General features: G+C 55.8%; 13 protein-coding genes. 1 reads left to right on the top strand and 12 read right to left on the bottom strand.

What is annotated here, in order from left to right; translation table 11 throughout:
• The 12 genes from Q0216_RS04455 to rpsJ form a co-directional block, all read right to left on the bottom strand.
• Positions 1-1,831 (bottom strand): YncE family protein (locus tag Q0216_RS04455; RefSeq protein ID WP_298593254.1); only part of this gene is annotated, 1,831 nt, incomplete at its 3' end.
• Positions 1,832-2,314: 483 nt separating this feature from the next.
• Entirely contained in the window at positions 2,315-2,587 is a 273-nt protein-coding gene (gene rpsQ / locus Q0216_RS04460) for a 30S ribosomal protein S17 (protein WP_298593256.1), read from the bottom strand.
• The gene (rpmC, locus tag Q0216_RS04465; protein WP_005504969.1) at positions 2,584-2,823 is read right to left on the bottom strand and encodes a 50S ribosomal protein L29; all 240 of its coding nucleotides are present in this window, start codon (positions 2,821-2,823) and stop codon (positions 2,584-2,586) included. The genes rpsQ and rpmC overlap by 4 nt, the downstream gene beginning before the upstream one ends.
• 5 nt (positions 2,824-2,828) lie before the next feature.
• Positions 2,829-3,248: a 50S ribosomal protein L16 gene (gene rplP, locus Q0216_RS04470; RefSeq protein ID WP_044150210.1), complete on the bottom strand. Its 420-nt coding sequence runs from the start codon at positions 3,246-3,248 to the stop codon at positions 2,829-2,831.
• Positions 3,249-4,046, bottom strand: a complete 798-nt coding sequence (rpsC, locus tag Q0216_RS04475) for a 30S ribosomal protein S3 (RefSeq protein WP_005504966.1) — start codon at positions 4,044-4,046, stop codon at positions 3,249-3,251.
• A complete protein-coding gene (gene rplV, locus Q0216_RS04480) occupies positions 4,047-4,412 on the bottom strand; it encodes a 50S ribosomal protein L22 (protein WP_005504964.1) in 366 nt (121 codons plus the stop codon).
• Between the two features lie 60 nt (positions 4,413-4,472).
• Positions 4,473-4,754 (bottom strand): 30S ribosomal protein S19, encoded by a 282-nt coding sequence (gene rpsS / locus Q0216_RS04485; protein ID WP_004005282.1) that lies wholly within the window; start codon positions 4,752-4,754, stop codon positions 4,473-4,475.
• Positions 4,755-4,766: 12 nt separating this feature from the next.
• A complete protein-coding gene (gene rplB, locus Q0216_RS04490) occupies positions 4,767-5,603 on the bottom strand; it encodes a 50S ribosomal protein L2 (RefSeq protein WP_060824424.1) in 837 nt (278 codons plus the stop codon).
• A gap of 40 nt (positions 5,604-5,643) precedes the next feature.
• Positions 5,644-5,946 carry a 50S ribosomal protein L23 gene (rplW, locus tag Q0216_RS04495; RefSeq protein WP_005504959.1) on the bottom strand — a complete coding sequence of 101 codons (303 nt, stop codon included), beginning with the start codon at positions 5,944-5,946 and terminating at the stop codon, positions 5,644-5,646.
• Entirely contained in the window at positions 5,946-6,563 is a 618-nt protein-coding gene (gene rplD, locus Q0216_RS04500) for a 50S ribosomal protein L4 (RefSeq protein ID WP_005504957.1), read from the bottom strand. The genes rplW and rplD overlap by 1 nt, the downstream gene beginning before the upstream one ends.
• Positions 6,564-6,569: 6 nt before the next feature.
• Complete coding sequence (gene rplC, locus Q0216_RS04505; protein ID WP_294628513.1) at positions 6,570-7,226, bottom strand: 50S ribosomal protein L3; 657 nt, start codon at positions 7,224-7,226, stop codon at positions 6,570-6,572.
• A gap of 13 nt (positions 7,227-7,239) precedes the next feature.
• Positions 7,240-7,548, bottom strand: a complete 309-nt coding sequence (gene rpsJ / locus Q0216_RS04510; RefSeq protein ID WP_004005287.1) for a 30S ribosomal protein S10 — start codon at positions 7,546-7,548, stop codon at positions 7,240-7,242.
• Positions 7,549-8,034: 486 nt separating this feature from the next.
• Between rpsJ and Q0216_RS04515 the strand changes: the two genes are divergently transcribed.
• Positions 8,035-11,484, top strand: a complete 3,450-nt coding sequence (locus tag Q0216_RS04515; protein WP_298593260.1) for a Fe2+/Zn2+ uptake regulation protein — start codon at positions 8,035-8,037, stop codon at positions 11,482-11,484.
• The last annotated feature ends 635 nt before the right edge of the window (positions 11,485-12,119 follow it).

A 12,119-nucleotide genomic window follows, 5' to 3' on the forward strand; every position in this document is an offset into this window, starting at 1 on the left:
GGCTCAGCTTAGTGCCGGCGGGGTAAGTGGTAGTCACGCCAGAGGGAGCAGCAGCAACCTGAGTAGTTTCTGCCGGTGCGCAGGTTGCAGCGGTGTCTGCCTTCTTCTCTGCAACGGTTGCGGAGACCGCTTCACCACCACGTGCGGTATCACCTTCGATCATGGAGCCGGAGAGCAGGAAGACCGATACCTTATCGCCGACCTTCAGGTTTTCCGTCAGGTTGGAATTCTCAGTGGTCGGGTAGGGCAGCTCAGCGGTGAAGTTACCGTTCTCATCTGCCTGGATGTACGCCCAGACGCCTGCGCTGTTGCCATCAGCACCGTTGAACTTCGGCTCTTCCTTCGCGGAGATGCGGCCCTTGTTCAGCTTGACTGCGAGTACGGAGCCCTTTGAGCCGTCCTGAGTCTTGAAACCTTCACCACGCAGCTTCAGGGTTTCACCGGTGGTCCAGTCCTTCGTAGCGTACAGCTTAGCGCCGTCGGCGTAGGTCTTCACCAGTTCTTCAGAAGAAGTCTGTGCGGCAGGCTTCGCGGTGGTTTCAACGGTGGTGTTGATCTTCACCATGACGCCGGGAACGATCGGGGAATCTGCGTTGTCCTTGCCCTTAGGCTCGGTGCTAGAGGTGCGGTATTCACCGGTGGTCTTATCGATGGTGTAGTCGGTTTCGATAGCGGAAGCGCCTTCGACGCTGCGTGCTACAGCGTATACACTGCCGTCTGCAGCGACCAGAACATCATTTGCGCCGCTGGTCGCACCGGTAGACACCTGAGAAACAACGGTGCCGGTTCGTGCATCAACAACACCGACGTTACCGGTGCCGTAGTCGGTCACGTACAGCAGGTCACGGGCTTCGTCGGAGGCGAGGGCGAGGGCTTGGTTGCCGAAAGGAATGGTCTTCTTGTAGGCACCAGTTTCCAGGTCGTAGACGGTAATACCGGAGTTAGCGCCCTTACCGTCACCCTGAGAGCTGACGTAGATTTCCTTCAGGGACTTGTCGATAGTGACGTCCGAGGGGTACAGAGCAGCTTCAGCATTTTCCTTGTGCAGCTGAATGGTCTTCTCAACCTCGTAGCTCTTGGTGTCAATCACCTTAATGGTGCCGGCACTCAGGGAGGGCACGTAGAGCTTGCCATCAGCGGAGTCCACGTGCATGTTCATTGCGGTGTCAGATTCGCCCTTGGCGTCGGTGAATTCGATCTTCTTGACCAGGGCGTGCTGGGTGGTATCGAAGACGCTAATGCCACCGGAGCCAGAGACAAATACCTTGCCGCTAGAGGGGTCGATGCGTACCTCACGCGGGTGGTTGACGTCGCCTTCTGCGCTGCTCCAAATAATCTTGTTGGTCGCGGGATCGAAGACAGATACCTTGTTGACACGGGTCTGGGTCACCCATACGTATCCGGTTGCTTCGTCGTAGGCGATACCGTAAGGAGATTCAATCTGCTTACCGGTCGGTGCGGTAGCACCGCGTGCAGTAAAGTCCCTGGTCGGGAACTGGTAGACAGTGGCAAGGCTCGGGGTAGATGCAACGTTCCAGGTGCCGACGCCACCGGTCAGAATCGGCGGGCGTCCGGAGGAGAAGGAAGTGTAGAGGGAGGAGGTTGCTGCCGAGTATGCCAGCTGGTACTGGCCGGGCAGACCCTGGTACTGGGTAGCGCTTACTGCGATGTGGCGGCATTCCTCAGTAGAGGTCTGGGAATTCCCGCCGGGAACGGATGCGGAGACGTTCGCCGCGAAGGTAGCGGGAACGGTAGCGAAAGAGCCTGCAACAACGGAAAGTGCGCCAGCAATGGCGAGCAGCTTACGTGAGGGCTTGTGTGAAGAAGTCATGCTGATCCTCGATGATATGTAGTGGTACTTCTCCAAAGGTCGTGCAACCTCCGGAAGATGCAAAGCCACCCCGCTGATTATTAGGCAAGGTTACGCTAAGCAACTATAAAGATGATAATAAGTGCCTCATTAGGTTGTTTTCAAGTGCTGTTCATCGAATGTCATAAGTTCCTAGGTACCTTACTCACGCATTATTTTTCATTTTTCGCTGCTATTCCGTCTCCACATGCGCTTTCTTCTCTTACAGCGTCTACGCATGGATTGCGCCATCACATCGAGAGAAAAATATTTCTTTCTCGTATGACATATCAAGACATTTATGAAGGATGTTGTCTTAGGGCCTGTCATCAGCCCATGCCATAGGACGTCCGCCAGGGTTTTTCCTGGGTTTCTCTCGCACGAAAGTTAAACGCAAAGAACCCCTCTCCTACCGAAGTAGGAGAGAGGTTCTTTTACTGCTCTAGCAGAGAGTCCTTAGAGGGCTTACTTAGCCTTCTCGAGGATCTCCACGACGCGCCAACGCTTGGAAGCGGACAGCGGACGGGTCTCTGCAATCAGAACGAGGTCACCGATACCAGCAGTGTTCTGCTCGTCGTGTGCCTTGATCTTGGAGCTACGGCGAACAACCTTGCCGTACAGTGCGTGCTTCACGCGGTCCTCGACCTCGACGACAACGGTCTTGTCCATCTTGTCGGAGACAACGTAGCCGCGGCGGGTCTTGCGGTAGCCGCGCTCTTCGTTCTTTACTTCACTCACTTGGACTCACCTTCAGTTGCGGGACGAATACCGAGCTCGCGCTCACGCAGCACGGTGTAGATACGTGCGATGTCGCGCTTGATAGTGCGGCGACGACCTGCGTTAGCCTGACCGGTGACTTCCTGGAAGCGGATGTTGAAGAGTTCCTTCTTCGCTTCGCTCAGCTTTGCAGCCAGCTCTTCGTTGGAGAGCTCTGCGAGCTTATCGATGCTCAGGTCCTTGGATCCTACTGCCATCTCGCTTATTCACCACCTTCGCGGCGACGCACAACACGTGCCTTCATCGGGAGCTTGTGGATTGCCAGGCGCATTGCCTCGCGAGCCACTTCTTCGGACACACCGGAGAGTTCAAACATGACTCGACCCGGCTTGACATTTGCGACCCACCACTCGGGCGAACCCTTACCGGAACCCATACGGGTTTCAGCAGGCTTCTTGGTCAGCGGACGGTCGGGATAAATGTTGATCCAGACCTTACCGCCACGCTTGATGTGACGGGTCATTGCGATACGTGCAGCCTCAATCTGGCGGTTGGTCACGTATGCGGGCGACAGGGCCTGAATGCCCCACTCACCGAAGCTAACCTCGGTGCCGCCCTTTGCGAGACCATTACGCTTGGGGTGGTGCTGCTTGCGGTACTTTACTCGACGGGGAATAAGCATTTATGCCTCACCGTTCTCTGCAGTCTTGGCCTCGACCTTTGCCGAAGCGTTCTCGTTGCGGCGCTCGCGACGAGGACCACGGTTGCCCTGGCGGCGGCGGTCACCATCGCGGCGGTTGCCACGGCGGTTGTTTGCTGCCTGCTGAGCTGCCAGCTCCTTGTCGGTCAGGTCGCCCTTGTAGATCCAGACCTTCACGCCGATGCGACCGAAGGTGGTCTTAGCCTCGAAGAAGCCGTAGTCGATGTTCGCACGCAGGGTGTGCAGGGGCACACGGCCTTCGCGGTAGAACTCGGAACGGGACATTTCAGCGCCACCCAGACGGCCGGAGCACTGGATACGGATACCCTTTGCGCCTGCACGCTGTGCGGACTGGATTGCCTTCTTCATTGCACGGCGGAATGCAACACGCGATGCGAGCTGCTCTGCGATGCTCTGTGCAACCAGCTGAGCGGAGAGGTCGGGGTTAGCAACCTCGAGGATGTTCAGCTGAATCTGCTTGTTGGTGAGCTTCTCGAGCTCGCCGCGGATGCGGTCTGCTTCTGCGCCACGGCGGCCAATCACGATACCGGGACGAGCGGTGTGGATGTCCACACGCACGCGGTCACGGGTACGCTCGATCTCGACCTTTGCAACGCCTGCGCGATCCAGGTTCTTTGCCAGCAGCTCGCGGATCTTTACGTCCTCACGGACGAAGTCAGCGTAACGCTCGCCGGGCTTGTTGGAATCAGCGAACCACTTGGAGACGTGGTCAGTGGTGATGCCCAGTCGGAAACCGTTCGGGTGAATTTTCTGACCCATTTAGCGGTCCTCCTCCTTCTCCGGGGTAGCAACTACCACGGTGATGTGGCTGGTGCGCTTGTTGATTCGGTATGCGCGACCCTGAGCGCGGGGCTGAATGCGCTTCATGGTCGGGCCCTCGTTCACGAATGCTTCGCTGATGAACAGCTCTTCCTCGCGGAAGGGCAGACCCTGCTGGGTTGCCTTCTGACGAGCGTTAGCTACTGCCGAAGCAACGATCTTGTATACCGGTTCCGAAGCTGCCTGGGGGGCGAACTTCAGAATCGCCAGAGCCTCTTCCGCCTGCTTACCACGGATCAGGTTGACGACACGGCGGGCCTTCATAGGCGTAACGCGAACGAAACGCGCTGATGCCTTGGCTTCCATTGCCTATCTCTCTTTCGTCTATTGCCGAAAGGGAAACGTTAGCTTATCGGTGTGAACCGATTAGCGACGCTTGCCCTTACGGTCGTCCTTCACGTGGCTGCGGAAAGTGCGGGTCGGAGCAAACTCACCGAGCTTGTGACCAACCATCGACTCGGTGATGAACACCGGCACGTGCTTGCGACCGTCGTACACTGCGATGGTGTGACCGAGCATGTCGGGGATAATCATCGAGCGACGCGACCAAGTCTTAATTACGTTCTTGGTGCCCTTCTCGTTCTGAGCTGCAACCTTCAGGTAGAGGTGCTGATCAACGAAAGGGCCCTTCTTCAAACTACGAGGCATGTTTCAGGCTCCTTAGCGCTTCTTGCCAGTACGACGGCGACGAACGATGAGCTTGTCGCTTTCCTTGTTGGGACGGCGGGTACGACCCTCGGGCTTACCGTTGGGGTTAACCGGGTGACGACCACCGGAGGTCTTACCTTCACCACCACCGTGCGGGTGGTCAACCGGGTTCATGACCACACCACGGACGGTCGGGCGGATGCCCTTCCAGCGGTTACGGCCTGCCTTACCCCAGTTGATGTTGGACTGCTCAGCGTTGCCAACTTCACCAACGGTTGCGCGGCAGCGAACATCCACGTTGCGGATTTCGCCGGAGGGCAGACGGAGCTGACCGTACTTGCCTTCCTTAGCAACCAGCTGCACGGAAGCACCTGCGGAACGAGCCAGCTTTGCGCCGCCACCGGGGCGGAGCTCGACACAGTGAATCACGGTACCAACGGGGATGTTGCGCAGGGGCAGGTTGTTACCGGGCTTGATGTCAGCTGCGGGGCCGGACTCGACGATGTCGCCCTGAGCGAGCTTGTTCGGAGCGATGATGTAGCGCTTGGAACCATCGACGTAGTGCAGCAGCGCGATGCGAGCGGTACGGTTGGGATCGTACTCGATGTGTGCAACGCGTGCGTTAACGCCGTCCTTGTCGTGACGACGGAAGTCGATCAGACGGTACTGGCGCTTGTGGCCGCCACCCTTGTGACGGGTGGTGATGCGGCCGGTGTTGTTACGGCCGCCGGTCTTGTGAAGCGGACGAAGCAGGGACTTTTCCGGGGTGGAGCGGGTGATCTCGGAGAAATCAGCAACGCTCGAACCGCGGCGACCCGGGGTCGTCGGCTTGTACTTACGAATACCCATTTAGATATTTCTTCCTTCGTTAAAGTGGTCTCCGCGGGGCTTATGCCTGCGGACCGCCGAAGATGTCGATGGTGCCTTCCTTGAGGGTCACAATCGCACGCTTGGTGTTCTTGCGAGCGCCCCAACCGAAACGGGTGCGCTTGCGCTTGCCCTGACGGTTGATGGTGTTGACGGAAGCAACCTTGACGTCAAAGATCTTCTCGATGGCCTGCTTGATTTCCAGCTTGTTGGAATCGGTTGCGACCTCGAAGGTGTACTTACCTTCGTCGAGCTGACCGTAGCTCTTCTCGGAAACGACGGGAGCGATGATCACGTCGTATACAGACTTGGTGGAAACGCTCATTACTTAGCGCCCTCCTTCTTCTGAGCTGCAGCAACGAATGCGTCGAATGCTGCCTTGGTGAAGACCACGTCGTCAGAAACCAGCACATCGTAGGTGTTGAGCTGATCTGCGTACAGAACGTGGACGTTCTCCAGGTTACGTGCGGACAGAGCCACAACGTCCTCTGCACGAGCAATCACAAGAAGGATGTTCTTGCGCTCGGTGATAGCTGCGAATGCAGCCTTTGCAGCCTTGGTCGAGGGGGTTTCACCGGAGATGAAGTTCTCGACAACGTGGACGCGGTCGTGACGAGCGCGATCGGAGAGAGCACCGCGCAGTGCAGCGGCGATCATCTTCTTGGGGGTGCGCTGTGCGTAGTTACGCGGGGTCGGACCGTGAACAACGCCACCGCCGGTCATGTGCGGTGCACGGATGGAGCCCTGACGTGCGTTACCGGTACCCTTCTGCTTGAAGGGCTTACGGCCTGCACCGGAAACCTCGCCGCGGTTCTTGGTCTTGTGGGTGCCCTGGCGTGCAGCAGCGAGCTGTGCAACGACAACCTGGTGCAGCAGGGGCACGGATGCCTGCGCGTCGAAAATCTCTGCGGGCAGGTCTACCTTAAGGGTCTTAACAGCCATGATGTATTAGGCTCCCTTCACAGCGGTACGAACCAGAACAACGCCGCCCTTGGGACCGGGGATTGCGCCCTTGATCAGCAGGACATTGTTCTCTGCGTCCACACCCTGGATAGTCAGGTTCAAGGTAGTGTGACGTGCTGCGCCCATACGGCCAGCCATGCGCATACCCTTGAACACGCGTGCGGGGTAGGATGCGCCACCGATGGAACCGGGCTTACGGTGGTTCTTGTGCTGACCGTGAGACGCGCCAACACCCTTGAAGCCGTGACGCTTCATAACACCTGCGAAGCCCTTACCCTTGGTCTTACCAACGACGTCGACCTTCTGGCCTGCTTCGAAGAGCTCAACGGTCAGTTCCTGACCGAGGGAATACTCAGAAGCATCTGCGGTACGCAGCTCGACGATGTGGCGACGGGGGGTAACACCGGCCTTCTCGAAGTGACCAGCCAGGGGCTTGGTAACCTTGCGAGAGTCGATTGCACCGAAACCAATCTGAATAGCTTCGTAGCCGTCAGTTTCCTGGTTACGGATCTGGGTAACAACGTTAGAATCAGCCTTGACGACGGTGACGGGCACGAACTTGCCGTCCTCGTCCCAGACCTGGGTCATGCCGAGCTTGGTGCCCAGCAGGCCCTTCACCTGGCGCTCGAATTTGTTAGTCATTAGATGCGATCCTCTACAGCTTGATCTCGATGTTTACGTCTGCCGGCAGGTCGAGACGCATGAGGGCATCAACAGCCTTGGGGGTCGGATCAACAACGTCGATCAGACGCTTGTGCGTACGCATCTCGAAGTGCTCGCGGCTGTCCTTGTACTTGTGGGGAGAACGGATAACACAGTAAACGTTCTTCTCGGTCGGCAGCGGCACGGGGCCAACTACAGTTGCGCCTGCGCCCTTTACCGTTTCGACGATTTTCCGTGCCGAAGAATCGATGACCTCGTGGTCATAGGACTTCAGACGGATGCGGATTTTCTGTCCCGCCATCTGTCGGACTCTCTTTCTTGATGTATTCCCTGTATCGGAGCTTTTGCCCCTTTGTTATAGCGCTTAAGGAACGCGATATATTCATCACGTGCGCCACTCAGAACGGACTGAATCCGGCTTTGCCGGGTTCCTCACCCCGCCTAAGTACCGACCCCCGAACTCGGGCGTGTCGCCTATTTTCTAGGCAAACTCGTCCCGTCATCCTTCGGACCGGGTCATACGTGGGCCTACCTTTAGTGCAGGTAGACGCTTTGACAACGTCGTCAATTCTCTCAGAGATAGAGCCCTTATGCAATACGAACACAAGTTAAGTGCTTAAGAACACTTAACTATCTCTGTCAACCTGAGGGTACTCCCGCGATGCAACTCTCAGGGAGCTTTCAATCTACTTTCAGTAAGTTCCATGCGCTTTACTGCCCGTAATAAAGGTTTTAGTACTAAAAGCTCTCGTATTGTAGAAGTATCACTACAGCCTAAGGAGAAACCATGTCTCAGCCGACACAACCTCATCAGGCATCCTCTAGCTCTCACTCTTCATCTCAAAATCCCCAGCATGTTCAGCAACCGCAGCAGGGTCTGGGCGTGTATGTTCCCCCGTCTCTAGCGTATGTTCCCCCGTCCCTAGCGGGTGCGCATACTCAGCCTCCTGCACCGCGACGCCGAGTCAATGAGGATATCTTCCTCAATATTGTTCTGTACATTGGCTCGCTCCTGCTCATCGGTGCTGCGGGTCTTTTTGTCACCTCGGTGACTTCTTCTCAGGATGAAACGGCGATTTTCCGTGTCCTCGCAATGGCGCTTGGAGCAGTTATCTTCTACGGAGCAGGTCTACTCACCTACCGTTTCGTGGAGCGCCTGCGGATTGCCTCTTACTCTTTTACAGCAACCGGTCTCGCCTTTATTCCGCTAACCGGCGTTGCGATCTATGTCCTCAAGATTTGGACTGAAGGACGCTACATCTGGCTCCTCACTTCTCTGATTGGCACTGCCGCCATTGTTGGAGCCTGCACTCTCATGCGTAACCGAGTGATGGCGTACCTGCTGATTTCGTTTATCGTTTCGGACTCTCTGGCAGCAACAAAAGTAGCCTACCTGCCTTTTGTCTGGTATTTCGTCTCGTTGACCGTTGTTGCCACTGTTCTGGGTTTGATTCTGCATTTTGCGCCGAACGCTGCCCCGAAGGGTATCCGCGAAGGTCTTGTTGATTCTTCCCGCATTTTTGTTCCGGCTACCGCCATCGCTATTTTCTTCTTCACCAACGATCTGAGCTACACGGACGCGGGTATTGCTTTTGCGGTCATGTCTGCTCACGCCATTCTTTTCACCTGGCTGAACGGCACGGCAGATTACTACGCTCAGGCACGTATCTACCCCATCGCTTCAGTCCTATGCTTCCTTCTGGATTCGAATCACGGCCCCTGGTTCCCCAGTATTTTCTTTGTTTCAGTTCTGTTTGTGAACGTGATTTCCGTATACGCTTTTGTTCCGCGTTTGCAGCAGAACCTTGGTGAGGGCGTTGACTCTCACGAGGATCCTACCGCGCCGAATCAGCAGGTGCCTCATATTCCCTGGGCTCAGGATGCTCTTCAGCCTCGCGCTGGCAAGAAGGCATGGTTGCCTGCCGTTGACGCGTGCGTTGGTGTTTTCTTCTCCTTCTTGGCGGTCCTGGATGCGTTCTACGCCGCCTATGCGACTCACGGCTCGGCACGTGTAACACGCTGGAGCACTTTCCTACCCTATGCAGAAGGCATTCAAGGCGTCTTCCCCGCCCCCTGGGTTATTGGCGTCCTCTGCATTGTGAGTTTCTTGCTCTATCGCAAGGCAGTTCAGCCTCTGGTGCTCATGATTTTTGCGGCACTCATTCCTGTGATTGCCATGTACCTCTCCCCCAATAATCAGGGCACTTTCTACCTCTTCTTTGCCGCTGCTATTGTTATCTACCTGCTCAGTGCCAAAGCCCCTGAGGTGCGCACTGCTGGAGCTGCGCTTAGCAATATTGGTTATGCCATAGGCATGATTCAGCTTTTCCTTGCTCTCATCCCTGAGATGCGGACCTCTGAGTCGCTTCTGATGTTTGCTATGGTCTGCTCAGCTATCGCGCTATTGACCTTTGCGTTCTCTCAGAATGGCGCAGCGCAGAATGTGAGCTACCGACTCAATGAGATGTCGGTATATCTCATCTTGGGCGTTTTCGCATTGTTTGTAGGATATTGCATCAGCATTATTGATGGTGCTGTATATGACCGCTTCTGGGTCAGTTTCTCGCTGTTCGCTGGAGCTGTTCTTTTCGTTAGCGCTCTGAGCGCTCTTCTGCTGGGTCGAGCCCTGCAACTTCCGGATGTTGTTGGTTCTGCCCGCTCCACCGTGGTCAGCGTCGTGCGCATCGCGTTCTACACAACCTTCGTCATCGCCATGATTGGCTCTCGACACTATCTGCTTTTCGGTCCGCAGAAAGAATATGTTGCGGTAGCTTTGCCTGCCGTTCTGACGGTCATTTACGTGGCACTTGGCTTCTTCATGGCTGCAGGTTCTTCGGCCCGTTCCGAGCTACTCACTATTGCTCGTTTCCCCATCTGCTGGTCTGTCATTCTGCTGGCTATCAGCGGCAACGTGACGGATGCAGTAGTCAACTTCCTCATCGTTGTTCTACTGGCTGGTCAAGCTCTGTGTAGCGTGCTGCTCTATGCACGTTCCAAGCGATTCTACGAGGTATACGCTGCCGTTGCTTTCTTCACCCTTGGCGCTGTACTGAGCGTATGGTACACCGTGACAGATATTGATCAGCTTCTACTATCAGTAGCTGCTCCGGCCCTCCTGATTGTTCTCTGGGTGGTGGCAATCTTCTTCAAGGTGCCTTACATGCAGATTGGTGCTTCCATCAGCGTTACCGTTTTCTGTGTAGGCTCTCTGTGGAATCTCTTCAACACGAGGGAAAGCACAATCGAGATAACTCTGCTGGGCTATTACGTCCTGCTCGCCGTTATTATCCTTTTCGTTCTGAAGGTCACGCTCCCGGTCGAGGTCTCTGGCGCAAAGGCGACTATTCGCCCGTACATCTCTGTCCCTGCCGGTAATAGGACGGTTGAGCTACCGATGCACGGTCCGTTGGGTTCGCCCTATCCGCGTTTTATGCCGCGCCGTCCCCTGACCCAAGCCATCTACGCTCCGGTCAATACATTGCTTATGATTCCGGCACTGTACGCATTGGGATTTATTACGTTCTTCGGCTTGATTTTCGATTACCAGCAGGTGGAACTCAACGCCCTTCTCTGGGGTTTGTTTGCTCTGTCCTTCGTATCGGTCTCTAAGCCTAAGAACCTGCCGGCTATTGGTACCGCTGCGTTCAGCCTTTTCATTGCCCGCCTGGTCTTTGATTACTTAGCCTACAACCCGCTGAGCGTGATTCTTGAGGTTGCTCTTCTGGCACTCCTGGCGTTCACCGCTGCAAAGGTCCTCAGCAACCTCATTGCGAAGAAGCCGTTGGACACGCAGATATCGGACGCTCCCTTGTACTGGGCATTGGGTCTGCAGGTATTCCTCACCCTGGTAACCTGGGCAGTTCCTGCCGACGGTCCGGATATCGTGGTGCTGGTACTCGGCATCGCCCTAACCCTCCTGAGTGCTCTGCTACTCGACCGAGTCTGGACCTATATTGCAACCGCCCTGGTCACCCTCGACCTGGCAATTTTGCTCAACGGTCTGAACCCGCTGACCCTGCTGATTATCTCTATTCTGCTCATCGGTGGCGTTATCTGGCGTCTGCTGGCTCGACAGAATAAGCAGGATGCAGTAGCTCCGCACCAGGATTCTGAGCAGCTTGAGGATTTCCCTCAGTATCAGAATCAGCCGGGTACGTACCCGCAGGGCAATGTCCAGATGCAGCAGCCCCCGGCTCCTCAGCACGGCTATCAGCCTCGCCACGAGGAAAACATCTAGGCATAAGCACACATAGGTTCTACTTCTGCGGCATTCTGTAGTAGGATTACCTATGTCCCTTCCGAGGGGCAGTCATTCGAATTGCGGTTCCCAGCCTTCAGGCTGGGAACCGTTTTTCTTTACTCTCAAGCAACCAGCTATAGTTTTCCTCCACACCAAGAAAACATCTTTGGTTCTTCGCTTCTCAGATCCCCTATCGTCTCCCCTCTCAATTTGTTCTCTGCAAAACGCTTGTGTGGCTCCTGAGTCACTTATAGAGGGCTAACGTTCTTCTGCACCTAGGACTGCGTAAGGCCTCGCAGTACGAGGGAAATGAGAAGATTCGCTGTGGCTTGTAACTGCAATCCCGGCGTCGGAGCGCAGGGCTACAGGAGGCCCTTGCCAAGTCTCTAAGAAGAAATATCAGCTGCACAGCATAGATCGCTCTCGCAACCCTTAACTTTGGCGTTTTCTACCGTGGCGTCCGGGCTTTATTCTCTGGTCTCCCCTCCAGAAGCTCTCAGAGCCTCTTAGAAGCTTTCAGGGGGCTCTCAGAAGCTGCTATAACACCCCACGACCGCTGTTTGTGCATGGGGGCGCTGCAGAAAAGCAGACAGAGCTTCAGCCTTCCTGCACATCTTCAAAAGGGCATAACA

It is taken from the genome of uncultured Rothia sp. (assembly GCF_937976295.1).
Classification (GTDB): Bacteria; Actinomycetota; Actinomycetes; order Actinomycetales; family Micrococcaceae; genus Rothia.